19 protein-coding genes are annotated in these 20,070 nt (G+C 67.3%); 16 read left to right on the forward strand and 3 right to left on the reverse strand.

Annotation, left to right across the window (positions count from 1 at the left end; all coding sequences use genetic code 11):
* Positions 1-365, reverse strand: a 365-nt coding sequence (locus ACH01S_RS33795; RefSeq protein ID WP_303621478.1) for an RNA polymerase sigma factor, incomplete at its 3' end; no start/stop codon positions are given.
* Positions 366-680: 315 nt separating this feature from the next.
* Here ACH01S_RS33795 and ACH01S_RS33800 point away from each other — a divergent pair.
* Genes ACH01S_RS33800 through ACH01S_RS46680 form a run of 3 tightly spaced genes read left to right on the forward strand, consistent with a single transcriptional unit; the run spans position 681 to position 2,754 of the window.
* Entirely contained in the window at positions 681-968 is a 288-nt protein-coding gene (locus ACH01S_RS33800; RefSeq protein ID WP_218010492.1) for an ArsR/SmtB family transcription factor, read from the forward strand.
* The gene (gene arsB, locus ACH01S_RS33805) at positions 965-2,089 is read left to right on the forward strand and encodes an ACR3 family arsenite efflux transporter (protein ID WP_067901455.1); all 1,125 of its coding nucleotides are present in this window, start codon (positions 965-967) and stop codon (positions 2,087-2,089) included. Before ACH01S_RS33800 ends, arsB begins: the two co-directional genes overlap by 4 nt.
* A gap of 5 nt (positions 2,090-2,094) precedes the next feature.
* Positions 2,095-2,754, forward strand: a complete 660-nt coding sequence (locus ACH01S_RS46680; protein WP_067901615.1) for an arsenate-mycothiol transferase ArsC — start codon at positions 2,095-2,097, stop codon at positions 2,752-2,754.
* Between the two features lie 294 nt (positions 2,755-3,048).
* Here the strand turns inward: ACH01S_RS46680 and ACH01S_RS33815 are convergent, their stop codons facing one another.
* Both ACH01S_RS33815 and ACH01S_RS33820 read right to left on the reverse strand, forming a co-directional pair.
* Positions 3,049-3,969, reverse strand: a complete 921-nt coding sequence (locus ACH01S_RS33815; RefSeq protein ID WP_067901458.1) for an aminoglycoside phosphotransferase family protein — start codon at positions 3,967-3,969, stop codon at positions 3,049-3,051.
* The gene (locus tag ACH01S_RS33820) at positions 3,962-5,383 is read right to left on the reverse strand and encodes an NsdA family TPR-like regulatory protein (RefSeq protein ID WP_067901461.1); all 1,422 of its coding nucleotides are present in this window, start codon (positions 5,381-5,383) and stop codon (positions 3,962-3,964) included. Before ACH01S_RS33820 ends, ACH01S_RS33815 begins: the two co-directional genes overlap by 8 nt.
* A 382-nt stretch (positions 5,384-5,765) precedes the next feature.
* Here ACH01S_RS33820 and ACH01S_RS33825 point away from each other — a divergent pair, with 382 nt between their 5' ends.
* The 13 genes from ACH01S_RS33825 (at position 5,766) to ACH01S_RS33875 (ending at position 20,029) form a co-directional block, all read left to right on the forward strand.
* Complete coding sequence (locus ACH01S_RS33825) at positions 5,766-6,299, forward strand: ATP-binding protein (protein ID WP_067901463.1); 534 nt, start codon at positions 5,766-5,768, stop codon at positions 6,297-6,299.
* Positions 6,296-6,742, forward strand: a complete 447-nt coding sequence (locus ACH01S_RS44035; protein WP_148344765.1) for a hypothetical protein — start codon at positions 6,296-6,298, stop codon at positions 6,740-6,742. The genes ACH01S_RS33825 and ACH01S_RS44035 overlap by 4 nt, the downstream gene beginning before the upstream one ends.
* 100 nt (positions 6,743-6,842) lie before the next feature.
* The gene (locus tag ACH01S_RS33830; protein WP_246237194.1) at positions 6,843-7,139 is read left to right on the forward strand and encodes a hypothetical protein; all 297 of its coding nucleotides are present in this window, start codon (positions 6,843-6,845) and stop codon (positions 7,137-7,139) included.
* Positions 7,090-7,662 (forward strand): DUF6879 family protein, encoded by a 573-nt coding sequence (locus ACH01S_RS33835; protein ID WP_306303271.1) that lies wholly within the window; start codon positions 7,090-7,092, stop codon positions 7,660-7,662. Before ACH01S_RS33830 ends, ACH01S_RS33835 begins: the two co-directional genes overlap by 50 nt.
* A gap of 23 nt (positions 7,663-7,685) precedes the next feature.
* Entirely contained in the window at positions 7,686-8,543 is an 858-nt protein-coding gene (locus tag ACH01S_RS33840) for a helix-turn-helix domain-containing protein (protein ID WP_067901466.1), read from the forward strand.
* A gap of 92 nt (positions 8,544-8,635) precedes the next feature.
* Positions 8,636-8,797, forward strand: a complete 162-nt coding sequence (locus ACH01S_RS42860) for an FxLD family lanthipeptide (RefSeq protein WP_083981449.1) — start codon at positions 8,636-8,638, stop codon at positions 8,795-8,797.
* Between the two features lie 69 nt (positions 8,798-8,866).
* The gene (locus ACH01S_RS33845; RefSeq protein ID WP_083981450.1) at positions 8,867-11,947 is read left to right on the forward strand and encodes a lantibiotic dehydratase; all 3,081 of its coding nucleotides are present in this window, start codon (positions 8,867-8,869) and stop codon (positions 11,945-11,947) included.
* Positions 11,944-13,203, forward strand: a complete 1,260-nt coding sequence (locus ACH01S_RS33850; protein ID WP_067901629.1) for a lanthionine synthetase C family protein — start codon at positions 11,944-11,946, stop codon at positions 13,201-13,203. Before ACH01S_RS33845 ends, ACH01S_RS33850 begins: the two co-directional genes overlap by 4 nt.
* An 11-nt stretch (positions 13,204-13,214) precedes the next feature.
* Positions 13,215-15,329, forward strand: a complete 2,115-nt coding sequence (gene fxlM / locus ACH01S_RS33855) for a methyltransferase, FxLD system (protein ID WP_148344766.1) — start codon at positions 13,215-13,217, stop codon at positions 15,327-15,329.
* A complete protein-coding gene (locus ACH01S_RS33860; RefSeq protein WP_083981451.1) occupies positions 15,326-16,468 on the forward strand; it encodes a hypothetical protein in 1,143 nt (380 codons plus the stop codon). Before fxlM ends, ACH01S_RS33860 begins: the two co-directional genes overlap by 4 nt.
* 148 nt (positions 16,469-16,616) lie before the next feature.
* On the forward strand, positions 16,617-17,108 hold the full coding sequence (locus ACH01S_RS33865; protein WP_148344767.1) for an ATP-binding protein: 492 nt from the start codon (positions 16,617-16,619) through the stop codon (positions 17,106-17,108).
* Between the two features lie 754 nt (positions 17,109-17,862).
* Complete coding sequence (locus ACH01S_RS33870) at positions 17,863-18,783, forward strand: MarR family transcriptional regulator (protein ID WP_067901476.1); 921 nt, start codon at positions 17,863-17,865, stop codon at positions 18,781-18,783.
* Positions 18,784-18,940: 157 nt separating this feature from the next.
* Complete coding sequence (locus ACH01S_RS33875) at positions 18,941-20,029, forward strand: AAA family ATPase (RefSeq protein WP_218010493.1); 1,089 nt, start codon at positions 18,941-18,943, stop codon at positions 20,027-20,029.
* Positions 20,030-20,070 lie beyond the last annotated feature (41 nt).

Consider the following 20,070-nt stretch of genomic DNA (forward strand, 5'->3'; position numbering starts at 1 on the left):
AGTGCCCGCAGCAGGACGTCCCGGTCGACGGCCACCTCGGCGACATCCCCGGCGACCGGCGGTGAGGTCGCCGCCCAGGCTCGCAGTTCCGCGGCGATCAGGTCCTGCCGCACCGCCTGCCGGCACTGCTCGCGGATCACGTTGCGCGCGACGCCGATCAGCCAGGCCAGCGGGGCGTCGGGCACCACGTCGCGTCGCCGCCACGCGATGACGAACGTCTCGCTGGCCACCTCCTCGGCGAGCGTGCCGCCGACCCGCGTCACCGCGTAGGCGTACACGCGGGCGAAGTACCGACCGAACAGCTCGTCGAACCATTCGGTCGGCTGCTGGTCCGCGCACCCGGCGCGGGGGCCCCGCCCGCTCACCCCACGCTCGTCCAATCCCGTCACACTGAGAAGTGAGCAGAACAAGCCCGATATCACTAGAAGCGGGAAACGATTTTCCACTCGCCCGGGGAAGATACCGAAGACCACCGATGCACGACTGCGCGCGGACGGTCACTGGCTGCGTCCCGACGCCCGCGGCACTGGTCACCATCGCAGCCCGGACTTGTGGGTCAAGGCGCCCTTCTGCGCGCCCACGCCTCCGTTGTCTGCGATCACAGAGGACTGGTCGCCGGAAGACCGCCAGCACCTCTGCTAACGTATCATTTGGTGGTGATGTCAGTAGAGAGTGATGTGTTGAGGGTGCTCGCGGACCCGCTCCGCGCGCGGATCGTGTCGCTGCTGGCGGTCGAGGCGTTGTGCACCTGCCACCTGGTCGAGGAGACCGGCGCTAAGCAGACCAACATCTCCAACCACCTACGCGTCCTCCGCGACGCCGGGCTAGTGGACACCGAGCCGTGCGGCCGCTTCACCTATTACCGCCTCCGCCCAGAAGCGCTGGACGACCTCGCCGCGCACCTCGGCGAACTCGCCGATGCCGCCCGCGTCGCCCAAGCCGCCGACAGGAAGAGGCCCTGCACGTGACCTCGACCGAATCCACTGCCTCACCGTCCGCGGCCGCCGAATCCCGGCTGATCGGCAAGCTGTCCACACTGGACCGGTTCCTGCCCGTGTGGATCATCGCTGCGATGGCGGCGGGTCTCGGGCTTGGTCGCGCGGTCCCTGGGCTGGACGACGCCCTGGCCAAGGTCGAGATCGGCGGCATCTCGCTGCCGATCGGGCTCGGGCTCCTGGTCATGATGTATCCGGTGCTGGCCAAGGTCCGCTACGACCGGCTGGGCACCGTCACCGGCGACCGCCGCCTCATGGTCTCCTCGCTGCTCCTGAACTGGTTGGCGGGCCCGGCGGTCATGTTCGCCCTGGCCTGGACCTTCCTGCCCGACCTGCCCGAGTACCGAACCGGTCTGATCATCGTGGGCCTGGCCCGCTGCATCGCCATGGTCATCATCTGGAACGACCTGGCCTGCGGGGACCGCGAGGCCGCCGCCGTCCTGGTCGCGCTGAACTCCGTCTTCCAGGTCGTCGCCTTCGGCGCGCTGGGCTGGTTCTACCTCAAGGTCCTGCCTGGCTGGCTCGGCCTGGACACCGACGACCTGCACTTCTCCACCGGCGAGATCGTGGTGAACGTGCTGGTGTTCCTCGGCGTCCCGCTGCTGGCCGGGTACCTCACCCGCCGCACCGGCGAGAAGGCCCGCGGGCGCGACTGGTACGAGACCCGGTTCCTGCCCCGCATCGGCCCCGTCGCCCTTTACGGGCTGCTGTTCACCATCGTCATCCTGTTCGCGCTCCAAGGGGACACGATCACCGGACGGCCCGCCGACGTGGCGCGCATCGCCGTCCCGCTGCTGGCCTACTTCGCGCTGATGTGGGGCGGCGCGTTCGCGCTCGGCCGCGCCATCCGGCTGCCCTATCCGCGCGTCGCGACGCTGGCGTTCACCGCCGCGGGGAACAACTTCGAGCTCGCGATCGCCGTCGCCATCGGCACCTTCGGCGTCACCTCCGGCCAGGCACTGTCCGGCGTGGTCGGGCCCCTGATCGAGGTGCCGGTCCTGGTCGCCCTGGTCTACGTCAGCCTGTGGGCACGCCGATTCTTCCTGGCCAGGCACCAGTCTGGACCGCACCCAGCCCTAGAGGATCCGCGGTGATACCGATGACCGGTCCCAGCCCGCAACCCACCCGCCCCAGCCAGCCCGAAACGGTGTTCCCCGAGAACGCGCTGTACCGGGTGGCGGACGAGCTGGCCGACCGGTTCTACGGGACTTTCTCCCGAGAGACCATCGACCGCTACCTGATCGAGTCCTACGACCTCCTGCGGATGACCGCCAAGGTCGGCATTCATCTGCCGGTGCTGGCCGCCAGGTTCGCCCGCGAACGCCTCACCGCGCTGGCCGAGCTGGAAGGACTGCACTTCAAGCAGGCCCCCACGGTGCTATTCGTCTGTGTCCACAACGCCGGACGCTCCCAGCTCGCCGCCGCCCTTCTGCATCGCCGGATCGGCGCCGCCGTGCGGACTCGCTCGGCTGGCTCCTCACTCGGCGGTGCGGTCGACCCCGCGGTGCTAAGGGTGGCCGACGAACTCAAGCTCGACCTCGGCCTGGAAGTCCCCAAGCCGCTCACCGACGAGATCGTCCGCGCCGCCGACGTCGTTATCACCATGGGCTGCGGCGACACCTGCCCGGTCTTCCCCGGCAAGCGCTACGAGGACTGGAAACTCGACGACCCCGCTGGCCAAAATGTCCAGGCCGTTCGCCCCATCCGCGACGAGATCCGCGGGCGCATTCAAAGACTCGCCATCGAACTCCCCCACTGACCTGACGAGCAACGGTATGGGCCAAGAGCTCCGCTCAGCGAGCATTCGGCAGACTGGCCAGGTGACTGTCCTCCCGTTCGATAACGGCGAGTTGAGCCACATGCTGGGCGCTCCGCCATACAGGTGTGCCGACAGTTCGATGATGAGCTGAAGCAGATCGAAACTCATCTGCCCTGGGCAGGCGCCGATATCGCCAGCACGTCAACGTGATCCGGCGAAAGATCCCAGGGCAGGACAGTAGACGCCGACACCCCAGGTCGCGGCTATGCCCACGGCAACTTAAGAACGGGCCTCTCAATGAGCATTTTTCAGCCACCAGCGGGTGTGGGTATCGCTGGTTTGTAGGCAGTGGAGGCGGTGGGCCAATTCTCTGCGGGAGAAGGGGTCGCCGGGGGCGTTGCGGATGTGGATGCCGATGGCATAAGTCTCGCGGATCTGCATGAGGGTTTCGTAGCCGTCCCAGTTACGGAGGTCGTAACCGTAGGCGGCGGCGAATTCATCGACGTCGGAGACGGAGAGACCGAAGCGGCGTTCGCCGTGGTAGCTGTGGATTAGGTCCCATTCACAGGGCCCGATGGCGACGCTGTCCCAGTCGCCTAGGACCACGTGACCGTCCTGATGACGGAGAAGATTGTCGATCCACGCATCGCCGTGCAGAAGGGTTGACGGTCTTTGGGATGGGAGCGTCTTCCAGGCTTCACTGAGGTCGTGGATGCGGCGGCTGAGCCAGGTTTGGTCGTCATGGTTGAGGACGCCTGGGTGGTGCTGGACGGTGGCGCGGATGCTCCCGAGTGGGTCGGCCATGGTTCGCAGTGGGAAGGGCGGTGTCGGGCCCGCGTGCAAATCGCGTAGGAGCCGACCAAGGTCGGCTGTGGTGGCGGGGGCGTCCGCGGCAGGGACGTAGCGCCAGAACGTGACGGTGGCACCGTGGATGTCCACCGGTTGGGCGGCGATCTCGTCGGCGGGACGGACGGTCGGGAAGCCGCGATCGGCGAGCCATCGGGTTACCGCTAGGACGGCGGGGAGCCGTTCCGCGGCGGTGGGGGCGGTGGCGACCCGGACAATGATCGGGGCGCGCAGCTTGAATACGGCGTTGCTGCGGAGCCGGAGCAGCTCCGCACCGGCCGCGTCGAGGCCGACCAGGCGGCACACGTCGTTGAGTACCTGATAGGCGCGCTGGTGCAGGTTGGTCGCACCGGTGAGCTGGTTAGACATCGCGCGGTCCGCGGATGCTCGTGGAGGCTTCCAACCCCAAGGCATCCTCGAAGGCGCGCAGGGCCTTGTCGTGGCGGCGGCTGGTCGGGATTGCCGAGCGGACATCGCGGGCGCGAACGAACACGATGGTCGTGCGCTGATTGGGTGGCAGTGCCAGGAGCGTTCGGGTGGCGAGTTGACAGGCTTCGGCTTCCCGTGCGTTGCGGGCCAGCGTGGTGGCCTGGTCGAGGCTGACGAGTGCCGGATCGATACCAGGGCTGGTCGAGCGGCAGAGGGCGAGGGCGGTGTCGTGCATAGTGTGCGCGTGCTGGACGTCGCGCATATGTGCGTGGGCGCCGCTCATATAGAGGTAGAGACGCTGCTCGGTGAAGTCGAAGGCCAGGGCACCTGAGTTGCGACCCTTGATCTGGGAGAAGAGCCGTTGTGCACGGGCGAGCGCGGCCGTGGCGCCTTCCTGATCCCCCAAGCGCGCCAATGCTCGTCCTTCGGCGGCGGCGGCGAGGGCCGTCGGAGAGGAGGGCCTGGCTCGGCCGAGGGCTTGCGCCTCTCTTGCCAGGCCCACCGTTTCGGACGGATCGCCGTAGTAGTAGGGCAGCATCGCTTCCTGCGCGCGAACGAGCGCGCGCAGCTGGGGGTCGCCGGTGTCGTCGGCGGCCGTCTTGGCAGTCCCGTACCAGGAGCGTGCCTGGCGGATGTCGCCCAGCTTCATCAGGGCGTCCGCGCTGAGGATCGCGAGCGCGGCGGCGACGCGCGAAAGTCGGCACTGGATCGGACCGGGCTGCCGCTGGGAGGCGAGGTTGCGGACGTCGCTGAACTCCAGCATCAGCTGGCACAGCATCGGCAACGGCGGTGTCGTGAGGTAGTCGCGGCGGCATCGCAGGACCATTTCGTCAAGGCGGTCCATCTGGTCCTCGGTTACCGTGCCGGTGGCCAAGGTCCGGTCCATCTGTTGCCGTAATGCGTCTACCTCGGCGAGAAGTCGGCTGCGCGAGGTCGCGGCGCTCCCGGTGAGGACATCGTTGAACAGGGTTCGACGGCTGGTCTCGTCGGTCGGCTCACGGAAGGCATCGCGGGCATGTAGCGCGCTTGGGGTGAGTACCGGCACTTCGGCTGGGCGGACCTGCGGCGGTGGCGTGCTGAGGGGAGGGCCGACGATCGCCGTCGTGCCGGAGGCGTCGTCGTCGGAGTAGTCGGCGGCCAGGCCGAGGCGGACGGAATTGGCTCGGTACAGGCGAGAGAGCCTGTCGATGGTGTCAGGACGCGGCCGTCCTCGGCCGTTCTCCCACACGTTCAGCAGGTCGATGTTGGCGTGAGGTGCGCCCAGGTGCTCGCGTTCGCAGAGCTCCGTCAGATTGTCGATGGCGGTTTGGGCCGTCCAGCCGTGGGCGAGGCGATGGGCCTTGAGCAGGCTCACACCGCAGCACCGGTTGATTGCCTGGACCAGTTGCCATGTCCTCCAGCCCTCAGCATCGGCGCGCTCGCGCCATTGGCGTGCGCAGGAGGGTGCGTGTTCTCCTCGGGCCATTCGCTCTCCCCACGACATTCCACCGAGGCCAGGTACCAACGGCCTTCAGCGTAGACCGGCCCTGACCGGCCCGAATCTGTTCGTGGCGAGCGCCCGCGGTGTTCTGGTGGATCGGTGACGGGTCTTGAGCCGCTTTCCGTGTCTACTCCACGGTTTCTGTGGATTCGTGGATTCGCCACGCTTGGCCGCGCACTGACTCTGCGTCACTGTTCTGGCACTCAGCCGCCGTTGAGCGCTGTGAGCAGCCAAGAACCGTTCAGGAGGTGTGGTTGTGGCGGATTCCTCCAGACCCGAGCAGGAGGTGACGTCCGGGCAAACCGACAGGCCCGACACCTGTGGGGCGCAGTATGCCGGTTTCCGCTTGGAGGTCCACGACCTGCCAGACGAACGAGCCGTGCGCTACGCCAGAGCGAGGGTTCGCGAGGTGCTGCGTAACTCCGATGCCGGGGACGGAGACATCCACGACGCTGAACTGGCGGTGTGCGAGCTTGCCACCAACGCGGTCGCTCACGGTGCCGGGCCGTACGAGATTCGTTTCGCGATGATCGGTGAACGCCCTATCTGGTGCGAGATCGTCGATGGCGACGACGACCTGGCCGGCGTCCCGGAGATCATCGACAAGCTGCACCAGACCGATGTATCGGAATGTGCTGCGAACGAGGTTCCGCAGGACAACGGGCACGGCCTGGCCATCGTCCATCACCTCTCCGGCGGCCGATGCCGGGCGTATCGTACGGTGCTCTCCTCGACTGGAAGGCCCGGCAAGGCCGTGGCTTTCGCGCTTCCGGGGAGCCGTCCGCCGTGACCAGTTACGACAGGTCGCTTGCGACCAGTCGCCGTTCTGTGGACGCTACGAACGTCGGGGCAGAGCATCTGGCTCCACAGTTCCGACTTGCTTCGCGCGACCGCTTCGACTGGGCACGCGATTTGGTCGACTGCCTCGACGACGCGGGTCTGTGCGCCTTCAGTACATGGGAGCATGATCCGCCCACCGTCTCGGTATCAGCCCATGTGGTCGGCAGCGACCCGTCGTCCGCCCGGACCGTCTGGTGCTTGCCACGGCCTGACCTGGACGATCTGTACTGGCAGTGGCCCCTTCCGGGGTACCGGAGCCGCGCGCTCATCGGAAGCTGGTTCGAGCCGCTCTGCCCGATCGTCGATCCCGCTAATGCTGCTGCCCACCTCATCGGAGCAGTCCATTTCGATCGCGTCCACCGAATGAATGAACCGCCGTTGAGCGCTGACTGATCGCCTCTCCAAGGTTCCGCGCTGGCTGAGATATCCGTCGTTTTGGAGACTTGACGGCAGTGGGGGCGCGGGCGAAGGTCGAGCGGGGCGGACGTCACCCTTGGTCACACTTGCGACGCTGGAGGCTGTCGTGCGACTAAGTTTTGTTGGCATCACGCCGGACACCCCGACCAACGAGTGCCCGGCCGTCTACGTCGATGAAGACACCGGCGACGTCTGGTTCCAGGGTGAGCAGGTCACCGACCCGCGTGCGCTGGCCGAGGTCGACGGGCACAGTCCGCTCGGCGAGAGCGAGGTGGTGGTGAAGCTGCCGCCGGTGATGAAGGACATCATCCTGGAGGCGATCAATGGCACGTACGAGCGGGGAAGACGCGGGCCAGGCCGCCACGGCGAATGACGAGAGCGGCGGGCGGGTTCCCGAGTCGTTCACCTCGCTGCTGACCGGTTGCCGGTTCTCCGCCGTCCATCTCGAGCAGCGCGACGTCTACACCCCGGCCGATCCCGACTATCTGCGGTGGCGGGACGGCGATCACTTCGACCCGATCGAGTGGGGACGGGGTTGGATCGATCTGGTGGCGCCGCTGGTCGCCCGCGGTGTGGTGGTTCGCCGCGCCCGTATCGTTTCCGAGCCGGTGACCGACTACATCCGGTTCGAGTACGGGGTCACGCCGATGAACGTGGCGGCAGGTGAGCAGGTGCGGTGGTTGTCCCGGCGTCACGCGTCCGATCTGGCTGTGCCCGTGAACGACTTCTGGGTGTTCGACGACCGGGTGGTGCAGTTCAACCATTTCGCCGGTGACGGCTCGTCGCTGAAGCGGCCCGAGAACCGTGACGAGCCCGCCGTGGTGTCGACGTGCCTATCTGCGTTCGAGGCCGTGTGGGAACGGGCGATCCCGCACGAGGACTACAAGCCGGTCTGACCGGCACGGTCTGACGTTCCGCCGTGGCTCGCTCGCCTTCGTCATCAGCACAGGCCGCCCGGCAGGCGCTCGCCGATCAACTGAAGGAGATCCGCTGCGAGGCCGGCCTGACGGCCAAGGCTCTCGCCGCCGAGGCCGGATGGGATCGGACGAAGGTCTCCCAGATCGAGCATGCCCGCCGCCCGCCGTCCATCGAGGATGTCCGCACGTGGTGCCGGGTGTGCGGGGTCGAGGACCAGGCCGACGACCTGGTGACGTCGCTGCGTGCGGCGGAGGGCATGTGGGTCGAGTGGCGCCGCATGGAGCGCGGCGGGTTGAAACGGGCGCAGGAGTCGGTCCTCCCGCTGTTCGAGCGGACGCGCATGTTCCGGTCCTACTCGTCCTGGCTCCTGCCGGGTTTGTTGCAAACCGAGGATTACACCCGGGCCGTTCTGAACGCGGTTCGGCGACGTCGCCAACTTGTCGACGACGTCGAGGCGGCGGTGGCCGTCCGCATGGAACGCAAGGAACTCCTACGCCGGTCTGGGCGCACGTTCGCCTTCTTGGTAGAGGAGTCAGTCCTGCGCACGGGGATCGGCGGCGTGGACGTGATGCGAGAACAGCTGGCCCACCTCGGTGAGACGGCCTCTCTGCCGTCGGTGTCGCTCGGAATCGTTCCCATGAACCCTGATCGCGAGACCCGGCCGGTCGAGGACTTCTGGATCTACGACGCCGAACAGGTCGGTGTCGAGCTCGTCTCCGGGTACCTGACCATCACCAATCCGCGCGAGATCGCCATGTACGGGCAGGTCTTCGGTGCGCTGGCAGATGAAGCCGTCTATGGAGTACAGGCCCGTCGCCTGATGCGGGACGCCCTCGGCTCTTTGAATGACGAAAAGTGACCTGTCACATCTGGTCACACTCATCGCTTCGGCGCTTCGCCCGCTCCTAGCGTCGGCTTGCCGAACATTCCCATGAGCGGAAGGACCCCACGATGACGCACTCCACGGTTGAGCCCCTGACGGCCGTCGACGAGGACCCGTTCGAGCTGGACATTCGGGTCATCGAATCCACCGAGGCCGCATCGCTGATCAACCTGACCGACGACAACTGCGGCAGCTCCTGCCCCAACGCATGCGCAACCAACATGGGCTGATGTCCGCGGACGCCCTGGACGGTCAGGCCCTGAACGTCGGCAGTTGAGCCATTGAGGAATCGGGAAGCGATGAGCGGTCGGCTGTACCGATGCGTCGAGCCGGTGTTCCTGCGAGCAGCCGCGTTTGGTGAGCTGCACGTGGCTCCCTGCCCGGATCTATCCGGCGACGCCCCTGAGCAGGTGGCCCAGTGGTTGACCTGGCTGCGTGACGTCTGGGCGAACGGTGCCGTTGCCGATGCGATCTCCTACGCCAGTCCGGCGCTCGCACAAGAGGTGCGATCGATTTCCGCAGCGGATACTCCCGACGTCCGGCGCGCGCGTCGGACGGTGTCGTCCGTGGCGCGGTACGTCATGCGCATGACCAGTCGGGCCACTCCTTTCGGATTGTTCGCCGGGGTGGCCACGGCCTCGTTCGGCCAGACACTCGTCTGGCGCTGGGGAAGCGATCATCGCGCTGTGGCAAGCGTCAGCGGTGCGTGGTCAGCCAATTTGATCACCCGGTTGGAGTCATGCCCGGAGATCTTCCGGCGCCTCCGAGTCGTCGCAAATGATCTTTGTTTCTGGCGCGGTGACCGCCTGGTCGTGCCCTATCCGCCTCGAAGGCGCCATCCGGACGGCCCCGTCGCCGAGATCTCTGTCAGATGCACAACGGCGGTCCAGATGGCTGTTGAGGCCGCTCGATCACCGATTCGGTGCAGCGAGCTTGCCGCGAAGCTCGCGGTCGAGTTCCCTTCCACGTCGCTGCCGTCGATCGAAGCGATGCTCACCGATTTGGTGAAGCAGCACGTTCTGATCAGCAACCTCCGCCCACCGGCCACGGTCGTCGACGTGATCGGGCATCTGGTCGAGCAGCTCGAAGCCGCGCCGGTGGATGACATCCCGCAGGCTGTGGAGGTGCTCACCGAGCTGCGCGAGATCCGACGCGAGCTGGCGAGGCACAACGACGCGATCGGATCCGTCGTCGAGCGGCAAGCTCGCGCCAGCGTTGTGACCCGGATGAGGGAGCTCAGCGCAGATCCTGCCGCACCGATTGGCTTGGACCTGCATTTGAAATGCCGCGTCGTCCTGCCTCGCCGCGTCGCACAGGAGGCCGAGGCCGCTGTGTCGGCGCTCGCTCGGCTATCGGCCCACCCCTTCGGATCACCAGCCTGGCAGGCGTACCACACCCGCTTCTTCGAACGCTATGGAGTCGGCACGCTCGTCCCGGTCCTAGAACTGGTGAATCCAGATGTTGGGCTGGGGCTCCCGGCCGGATATCTGGGTGGCGCGCCCCAACTACGCCCAGCGATCTCGGCGCGCGATGAGCGGTTGCTGGCGTTGGCGCAGAGCGCCGTCCTCGATGGACGTCACGAGGTCGTTGTGGACGAGGACCTGCTTGGGCAACTCACGCCGAAGGTAACTCCGCGTTGGCCAGCACATCGGGAGATACGGTTCCAATTGCAGGCGGCGTCGGCTGCTGCGCTCAATGCGGGAGACTTCTCCCTGGTCGTGTCAGGCGTGTCCCGAGGGGCCGCAACCATGATCGGCCGGTTCGTCGGCTCGCTGAGCCGGACTGAACAAGCGTCGGTTAAGAGCATGCTCGGCGAGCTGCCGGTGGATGAGACCGATGCGCTGGTGGCGCAGTTCTCCTTCGCTCCGCTGACAGAGGTTGCCGCGAACGTCAGCCGTGTCCCTGAACTGCTGCCCCATGTCGTCGGCCTCGGCGAACATCCGCCAGGGAACAGGCCGAGGATTCCTGTAGGCGACCTCGCGGTCGGTTGTGAAGGCGATCGGCTTTATCTGGCCTCTATGAGCCTGAAGCGGCGCGTCGAACCGGTAGTGCCGCATGCTCTCGACCTGTCGACGCACGCTCCGCCGGTCGCTCGCTTCCTGGCCGAGATCGGTAACGCGCAATCCGCCGTCCTCACCGGCTTCGACTGGGGCGCGGCGAACCACCTGCCGTTCCTGCCGCGGCTCCGATACGGGCGTGCGGTCCTTACCTCGGCCCGCTGGGTTCTGGACGCGGCGGACGTTCCAAGCAGAGACGCCTCGTGGTCCCAGTGGGACGACGCCTTTCAGAAGTGGCGGGCCTCTCGACGGCTACCGAACGCCGTCTTGCTGGTCCGAGGGGATCGCCGTCTGAGGCTGGACCTCTCTGACCGAGGTCAGCTCGCACTGCTTCGCGCGAACGTAACTCCGGAGCGGAAGGTCGTCCTGGAAGAGGCTGTAGAGGACGATGGCCACGGGTGGTGCGGCGGACGGGCCCACGAGATCGTCGTCCAGATGGCGCGCGTCCAGAGCCCGGATGTGCATCGCCCGGTCGGCATGCAGATGGCCCGCCGAGGCGATGGGCACCTACCCGGGGCATCGCCCTGGTTGTTCGTCAAGCTCTACGGGTCTCCGGAGCGCCAAACAGAGCTGCTCACCCGTCACTTTCCCGATCTCCTTGCGGCGTGGAGTGCGGAGCCTCGCTGGTGGTTTGTCCGCTACCGCGACCCGGAGCCGCACATTCGTCTCAGGATCGCCTTGGCGGACTCGATGGAGTTCGGGATAGCTGCTGCTCGCGTTGGTTCATGGGCCCAGCGTCTGCGGAGATCGGCGCTCCTACGCGACGTTCAAATCACTACGTATTACCCGGAGACCGGACGCTGGGGGAACGGGCTGCTGATGGCAGCGGCCGAAGAGGTGTTCAGCGCAGATTCGCGCGCGGTAACGGCCCAACTGGGTGAAGGGACCGAGCTCCACAGCCAGACGCTCTCAGCAGCACAGTTCCTCGCGATGGCCATCGCCTTCAAAGGGACTGCCGAGCTCGGGGTGTCGTGGGCGACGCAGTACGTGGCGGTCGACGCATCAGAGCCGATACCGCGGGACCTCCTGAACGAGGCTGTGCGCCTTGCCGACCCAACGAACGACTGGATCAGCTTGCGCTCGCTCTCCGGCGGCCAAGCCATCGTGGACGCATGGAGGCTTCGCGACCAGGCATTAGCCTCGTACGGAGACCTTCTCAGTGGAAGCGAAAGCACCGACTCTGACGCCGTCCTCGCTTCTCTCCTGCACGCGCACCATATGCGGGCCATAGGGCCCGACTCGGCCAGTGAGCGCATCTGCCTTCGTCTCGCCCGCGCCGCCGCTCAGGCGTGGACGGCCCAGCGTATGAGTGAGCAGGCATGACGCCGCTGGACCGGGAAACGGCTGGGGCCATCGCTGACCGCCTCGCCGAGCGACTGGCCTCACCTTGTGATGTGCGGGCCATGGAACTCCGGGATGCATGGTGGCCGCAATCCCTCGCGGTCGGCGCGGCGGGTATCGCGTTGCTGCATATCGAGCGTGCTCACGCGGGCCTTGGACCGTGGGAGCGGGTGCATGAATGGCTGGTCGTAGCAACAGCCGACGGAGTGAGCGCAGGGAAAGATGCCCATCTCCACTACGGGGCGCCAGCCCTCGCATTCGCCTTGCAGGCGGCCAGCGGTGGACGGGGACGCTATGGCCGTGCCCTGGACGTCCTCGATAACCACATCGATGCGGAGACGTCCTGCCGCTTGGCCGCCGCCCACACGCGAATGGACGTGGGCGAGCTTCCCTTGCTGGCCGAATTCGATGCCATCCGTGGTCTGGTCGGCATCGGTGCATACCTGCGGCACCGCGGGCCAGAGAGTCGGCTGCTCCGTGACATCCTGCTCTACCTCGTCCGGCTCACCGAGCCCGTCGAAGTTGACGGCGAACTGCTTCCGGGGTGGTGGGCCACCGTCGCGCCCTCGGGACGCCTTTCGGATGAATTTCCCGGAGGTCACGCGAACACCGGCATGGCCCATGGGATCGCCGGTCCGCTCGCCTTGCTCGCGCTGACGGCGGTCGACGGCGTGGCGGTTGACGGCCAACTCACCGCCATCGCGCGTATCTGCGCGTGGCTCGACCGGTGGCGACAAGACGGCGGCTCCGCATCCTGGTGGCCGTATTGGATCACCCGCGCCCAACTTCGCGGCGACGAGCCGGTTCCGTCGAGGCCGTCCCGCCCGTCATGGTGTTACGGAACCGGAGGCGTTGCGCGCGCCCAGCAGCTCGCGGGACTCGCACTCGGCGACGACGATCGGCGCCAGATCGCCGAGAACGCCCTGCTCGGCGCGATTACCGATCAGCACCAGCAGGGCTTGATCGTCGACTCGTCCCTTTGCCATGGGCATGCGGGCCTTCAGCAGATCGCTGTCCGGTGCGCCGCCGATGCAGACGTTCGCATGTCGGCATCACTGGTGCGTCCGCTGCTCGGGCTTGAACCCGATGCCGAGCACTGGGTCACGCATCTCGTACGACCGCCCGGCGGGCGCCTTGGATTCCTCGAAGGGGCGGCGGGCGTCGCGCTGGCGCTCCACACGGCCTGTTCCGATTCGCCACCTATATCTGGTTGGGACTCATGCCTACTGATTGCCTGATCGGGCCTTGCGTGGACACCGGCGACTGGCCGCAGATTCTGATCGATTTTCCCGACCGAAGCGTCGCTGAGGACACTGCGGCGAACCTCCTAGGGCCCGCGCTGGCCGATGCGGAGAAGAAGGGCTTGATCAGCCGATGGTTCTTCGTCAGGAAGTCCCCCACTTGGCGGCTCCGGTACGTCCCCACCGACGGCTCCGCCCAGCGGTATCTCGCCCGCGTCCTGGACCGTGCGTCGTTCGAGGGGCGGCCCATCGACTGGAGGATCGGCATCTACGAGCCCGAGACGGCAGCGTTCGGAGGCGCGGCAGGCATGCGGGTCGCCCATGACCTGTTTCATCGCGACAGCCGCCACGTCCTCCGGCATCTCGGCCGACCGTCGAGCACATGGTCGCTCGGCCGCCGCGAACTCGGAGTCCTGCTGTGCAGCGTGCTCATGCGTTCCGCGGGACAAGACTGGTTCGAGCAAGGCGACGTGTGGACGCGCGTCGCGAGGCATCGCCGGGGAGAACTCGATCGGCGCCTTTCCCCGCGCCTGAGATCGGCCGTGCACAAGCTCATGATCGTCGACGTTGGCCCGTCCAGCAGGCTCGTCAACGGCGGTCCTCTCGCCGACCTTGCCGCCTGGGTCTGGGACTTCGAGCAAGCGGGCCGACGGCTGGGCGACCTCGTCACGCGCGGACAGCTCGAACGCGGACTGCGAGCTGTCCTGGCCCACCACGTGATCTTCCACTGGAATCGCCTCGGCCTTCCCTACGCCGATCAGCACGCGCTGGCCAAACTGACAAGCGAGGTAGTCATGGGACCTGTTCACGACGGCGCGCCACCACAAGCAATAGGTGGCGCCGCCCCTAGCGTCCCGACAATGGAGACCAGGACCAGCCACGCGCCCGACGCGACCGAGACCTCCGCGCGCCTACGCAACGCGCTCGTCGACCAGCTGCGCGAGGACGGGACGGTACATAGCGAGCGAGTCGAGGCCGCGCTCCGCGCCGTTCCCCGGCACGTATTCGTACCGGACGTTCCGCTGGAACAGGCTTACGCCGATGAGGCCGTCTACACCAAGCACGACGGTGCGGGCGTCTCGATCAGTGCCGCGTCCCAGCCGACGATCGTCGCGATGATGCTGGAGCAGCTCCAAGCGGAGCCTGGTCAGCGGGTGCTCGAACTCGGGGCGGGGACTGGGTACAACGCTGCCCTCCTCGCCCGGCTTGTGGGCGAGGAGGGCCACGTCACCACGATCGACGTGGATGAAGACCTGGTCACCGGTGCCCGTGTCGGCCTGGCGGCCGCCGGAGCCGGAAACGTCCGTGTCCTGCTCGCCGACGGCGCACTCGGGCATGTCGACGGGGCGCCCTACGACCGGATCATCGCCACCGTCGGAGCTGGCGACGTACCCCTGCCCTGGCTGGACCAGCTTGCCATCGGTGGTCGACTCGTTATCCCCCTACGGCTCCGCGGCAGCGTCTCCCGTTCGATCGCCTTCGAACGCGAGAACGGCGGACGCTGGTGCAGCCGTACAAGTTCGCTCTGCACGTTCATGCCTCTGCGCGGCATCGCCGATGACGCACGGCGCATCATCTCCTTGAACGCCGACAACACGGTGAGCCTGCACGTCAACCGAGAGCAGGCGGTGGATCCGGCTCTGCTCGACGGTGTTCTGGAAACGCCGGGCAGCGAGGTCTGGACGGGAGTGCTGTTCAGGGCGGACGAGTCCTTCGAGTGGCTCGATCTCTGGCTCGCATGCGTTATGGAAAACACCCTCAGCCGGATGCCGACCGACCGTACGGCGGTTGATCAAGGACTCGTTCGTCCGCAGTTCTCCTGGGGCGCCATGGCGGTGGTGGACAAGGGCGATCTCGCCTACCTCACGCTGCGCCCGCAGAATGCCGGTCTCGGAAGCGGCGGTCGCCGGATGTACGAGGTCGGTGTGATCGGCCACGGTCCGACCGGCGACGCCCTGACCGACCGCGTCGCGAACGCCGTCCGAGTCTGGGATGAGGACTACCGGTCCCGGCGCGTCATGTTCAAAGCACAGCGGACAGAAGCAGCGGTAGCACTCGAGCCGGTGTCCGGCAGATTCGACTTCGACCGTCCGAACACACGTCTCTCCATCATCTGGCAGTGACACCGGAGGCTCTGGGCAAGGTGGCCCGGCGGTTCCCCTTGGTCGCCCGTGCGAGGCCGCCCTGCCGACCGCTCGACGAGCGCATCCGGGAGATCACGGACCTCGCGCAAGCCGCCGCTGCCTCCTCGGTGGCCGATATCGATCGGCTAGCGATGGCGGCTTCGGCGCAGAACAAGGCTGCCCTGATCGCCAGTGACTGCGGCTTGCCCAAGCTTGCCGCTTCGCTCTGCCGGCGACAGGTCGAGCCCTACCTACGCAGTCGGCCCCTGTGCGCGCGGGCGGCGCGGTACGCGCTTGAACCTCTGATCAACCTGGCGCGCCTCCGCGTCCGAGCTGGTGCTGCCGAGTCAGCGTTTGGCCAGCTTGAAGAGCTGTTCCGAGCCGTTCGGACGAAGGGCTCCGTGTCGGTCGACGGGCGGGAGGTGCGGCTCGGCGCCCTGACGACGTCCGTCGAGGAACACGACGAATTGTGCCGGTGGCTGTGGGGCGTCCTGCTCGCCGACGGTGTCCGGGCCTTCGCCGCCGTGAACCAGTGGGAGCGGGCAGCCGAGTTCGCCCATCGGTACAGCGGTGCTGGCGTTCGGCTCCTGGACGGGAGGCAGGCCGTCATCATCGCCTGTGCCCTCACCAAGGAGCCCAAGGCGGCATTGGAGCTCGTCGATCAGTGCACCGCCTCGGAGGCCTGGGAGCAGGTCGTTGCCGCATGTCTGAGGGCCTTCTGCCTCCGTGCCGCTGGGCGCCTTCCGAGCAGTGCGGAAACGACCAGTGTTACGAATTACCTGGACTCGGATCCCGAACCTGGGCTTGCGGCCTTCCGGGCCCGTCTCACCCTCACCGCCCTAGATCTCTCTGGCGCCCTGGACAACGATGACGGCGGTTCGATACTTCACAGGCTAGTCAACGAAGCCCTCGCCGTAGAGGACGGATACGTTGCCCGAGACCTCCTGGGGCACCTGGTACTCAGAGATAAGTTGACCAGGACGCAAGAGAATCATCTCGCCTCGGTAGTGCAGTCTGCCGCTCTTGGTAGAGGCTCTATTCCGGAACAGCTCCATATCGAGCTGGCGGCCGCAGTTGAGAAGAGTGAGAATATCGCGGTGAAACTTCTGAATGACGGTCCGGAAGTCCGGCGCACCTGAACAGAGCTGGCCCGCCTGAGAAGCTCTTACCATCCGTTGCGGAGTCGGCACTTGACGCGGCGTGAGAGGTGCTCATTAATTGACCCGTTCATCATGTCATTCGGGATCGCGCTACGTAAATGGCGTGACCGGAGAAAGGAACGGGGAAGTGAAGAACAGAGGCCAAGGGCTGAGTTCCCCAGGCGAGTGGCTGTGGGGTTCTGAGCCGATGCGGTGGCGTCGGGTCTACCCGGGCCGTGCGGATCAGGTGGGGGTCGCGCGGGTGTTCGCGGCGACACTGTTCGAAGGGACGGGGCGCGAAGAGGACGTCGCGGTTGTGGTCGCCGAGCTGGCCACCAACGCGGTGCGGCACTCACGGTCCGGACGCGACCGGGGCTGGTTCGGCCTGGAGGTCACGATGGCCGAGATCGCGTACGTCGCCGTGACCGACATGGGCGGGGGTTGTGTGCCCGCCATTCGTTCGGAGAAGCCCGGATGCACGCCGCATGAGAGCGGCTACGGCCTGCTCGCGGTGTCCAAGTTGGCGCTGACGATGGGAATCCGCGGCAGCGCCGTCGAGGGTTTCACCGTCTGGGCCGACATGGATCTGCGCCGTCTGGCCCAGACCCGTCCGGTCCAGCAGGTCACGCAGGTCTCATAGGAGGGCCCAGCCTGTCGCTACCAGGCTGGCCCCTCGCGACCAGAGTAGAGGAGGCTGACCACGTCAAGGCCCCTGTCCATGAGTCCATGGGCAGGGACCTTGACGTGTGTCGTTCGGTAGGGCGACGCCTTCGGGCCTTCTCCTCGCTATTCCTCTCGGGCTTCTTTTCGGGGTTCTTCCTATGAACAGAAGATGCCGCTGGCAGTGTCTGACCAGGTCACCGCGGGTAGCGCATATTCTGTTCGTGGCCCCGACTCGTCACCAGAACGACCCCTGGTAATAGCTTGCGAGTCTGAAAGGGTTTCACCTTCTTGGTCTACTGCTAACCCCAATCGATACAGCTCCTCCTATTGATTGATCTAGAGAACTGGTCCGTTCACTGCGGCCTTGGCTTGAGTTCGTATCGGAGGTTCGAGGTCCCCGTCACCCCGGATGAGTGAGGCGTAGGGCCGCGCGCATGAATCTCCCATGAGGTGCCTAGCGACTCGGGGGACCGGCACCTTTTGCCCGGCCACCCTTCAAAGAGAGGTGCCACTGGCAAGCCTTTCAGTGATAAATCGATGAAAATCAAGTTTACCGGCAGGTGGGTTTGGCGATGCAGGGCGCGATTGGTTAGCCAGGCCAGCCGTTGAGGTGAATAAAAATGTGGGCGGAGATGCTTGCCTGGTGGTGTGGCATCGAGAAATGGTCGAGCTCCCGATGAAGGGAACGGCACCGAAAATCCGGTCGCCGATCACATCGAATGGGAGACGCAATGACCGCGAAGAAGAACACCACGAATGGCGGCACCGGGAACGGCGTGATGGGCATCCAGGCGGCCGGAAACGGTTCCGGCGGCACCGCGTTCGGGCCGCGTCCGTCCGGTGCGGCTGGGGACGTGTGGGACGCGCTCACGGCTAACCCCGGCGCGACCGCCGCCGCGATCGCGGAGGCGTCCGGTGTCAGCCGCGCCACCGTCGCGCGCACGCTGACCGCCTTGGAAGGTGACGGACGCGCCGCACGGACGCGCGGCGGACACCGGGGCGGGAAGCGGCAGGCCGACACCTGGCGCGCGGTCGCAGTCCTCACCACAACCGATCACACCGCGACCACGGACGACGCCGCCCCCGGTGACGAGGAGCCGATCCGGGACGCCGACGCCACCGGTGCGGATGCGTCCACCACCGGCGCGCCGACCGGCGACGAGCCGACCGGGACCGACGTCCACGACCAGGACGCCCACGACCGCGACACCGGCGACGAGGACGCGGGGCTGGACGCGGCGGCAGTGGCGGACGCGCGGGACGCGCTGACGGCGCTGCGGGAGGCGATCGGGACGGCACTGACCGCGCTGGACGGCGGGGACGGTGCGGGCGCGGTCACGGCGGTCGAGGGCGTCTACGGCGGTTCGGGCAGGGCGCGGCGGCTGGTGCGCGCCGCCGCCAACGGGCGTCCGCGCAACGCCTCCGGTGCGCCGCGCTCGGCACCGGGTGAGATGCGCGCGAAGGTCGCCGCGCACCTGACCGGCCACCCCGGGGCGGCGTTCACGCCGCACGAGATCGCGAAGGTGATCGGCCACTCGGCGGGCGCGGTGTCCAACGCCCTGGACCGGCTGGCCGAAGACGGTGCGGCCGAGCTGGTGTGCGAACGCCCCCGCCGCTTCACCGCCACCTCCACCGCCCGCCCCGCGCACTGACCGCTACGCGGGGCGGGCCGCCGCCCGCCCCGCCGCCCGGTCCCACCAACGCACACATAGGAGCTCTGTGATGTCCACCGTTCCCGCCACCTCGACCACTACCTCACCCGCACCCACCGCCAACGGACGTCTCGGCCAAGGGGAACTGCGTCGAAAGGTGGCCGCCATCCTGGCCGATCAACCGGGGGTCGCATTCACACCAGGTGAGATCGCCAAGGTGCTCGGCCGGTCGGCCGGTGCGGTCGGCAACGCGCTGAACACGCTGGCCAACCGTGGGCAGGCGGAGCTGGTGATGGCGCGGCCGCGCCGGTTCCGGGCCACCACAACCACCGCCGACGCGGCCAAGGGCGGCACCGCGCCCGCCAGGACGGCACCGGCCGCCGCCGCGCGGTCCAACCCCGCGCCCACCGCACCGACCGGCACATCCTCCAAGCCCGCCGCCACGGTGGGCAACGGGCCGGTGGTCCGTCCTAACGGGCAGACCTATCACCCGCGCCGGTTGGCGGACCTGCCGGACGTGGCGGCGCTGCGGCGGCTGCGGGAGGCGTCGGTCCCGGCGATGTTGTACGGGCCGCCCGGAACCGGGAAGACCTCGCTGGTCGAGGCGGCGTTCCCGGACCTGATCACTGTGGCGGGGGACGGGGACACCGCCGTCGCCGATTTCGTCGGCGAGTACACCCAGGCGGCCGGTGGCGGTTACGAGTTCGTCTACGGGCCGCTGGTGGCGGCGATGACCGAGGGCCGGGCCCTGCTCATCGATGACGCCACCCTCATCTCCCCGAAGGTGCTGGCCGTGGTCTATCCGGCGATGGACGGGCGGCGGCAGATCACCGTCAAGGCCCACAAGGGCGAGACGATCACGGCCAAAGAAGGCTTCTACGTGGTCGCCGGACACAACCCCGGCGTGCACGGTGCCGTGCTCACCGAGGCCCTGGCCTCACGGTTCGCCGCGCAAATCCGGGTGTCGACCGACTACGCCCTGGCCCGCAAGCTCGACATCGAACCGCGCGCCGTGCGCGTCGCGCGCAACCTGGCACGCCGTCATGAGTCCGGCGAGATCGGCTGGGCCCCGCAACTCCGCGAATTGATCAACTTCCAGAAGCTGGCCGGTGTTCTCGGGCCCGAGGCAGCGGTGTCCAACCTTCTCGGGGTCGCGCCCGAAGAAGACCGCGACGTGGTCGCCGAGGTGATCAGCGCCGTCTACGGACGCGCCGTCACCCCACTCGCCCTCGGCCAGCAGATCTAAGCCCATACGCGAACCCGCGCCCCGGACATCAACACGCCCGC

The organism is Actinomadura chibensis NBRC 106107 (genome assembly GCF_001552135.1).
Lineage (GTDB): Bacteria > Actinomycetota > Actinomycetes > Streptosporangiales > Streptosporangiaceae > Spirillospora > Spirillospora chibensis.

Excerpts from the sequence above, each read along its gene's own strand:
- ACH01S_RS46680 (WP_067901615.1), top strand. The coding sequence starts at position 2,095 with ATGACCGGTCCCAGCCCGCAACCCACCCGCCCCAGCCAGCCCGAAACG.
- ACH01S_RS33815 (WP_067901458.1), bottom strand. The coding sequence starts at position 3,969 with ATGTCTAACCAGCTCACCGGTGCGACCAACCTGCACCAGCGCGCCTAT.
- ACH01S_RS33835 (WP_306303271.1), top strand. The coding sequence starts at position 7,090 with ATGGCACGTACGAGCGGGGAAGACGCGGGCCAGGCCGCCACGGCGAAT.
- ACH01S_RS42860 (WP_083981449.1), top strand. The coding sequence starts at position 8,636 with ATGACGCACTCCACGGTTGAGCCCCTGACGGCCGTCGACGAGGACCCG.
- ACH01S_RS33845 (WP_083981450.1), top strand. The coding sequence starts at position 8,867 with ATGAGCGGTCGGCTGTACCGATGCGTCGAGCCGGTGTTCCTGCGAGCA.
- ACH01S_RS33850 (WP_067901629.1), top strand. The coding sequence starts at position 11,944 with ATGACGCCGCTGGACCGGGAAACGGCTGGGGCCATCGCTGACCGCCTC.
- ACH01S_RS33870 (WP_067901476.1), top strand. The coding sequence starts at position 17,863 with ATGACCGCGAAGAAGAACACCACGAATGGCGGCACCGGGAACGGCGTG.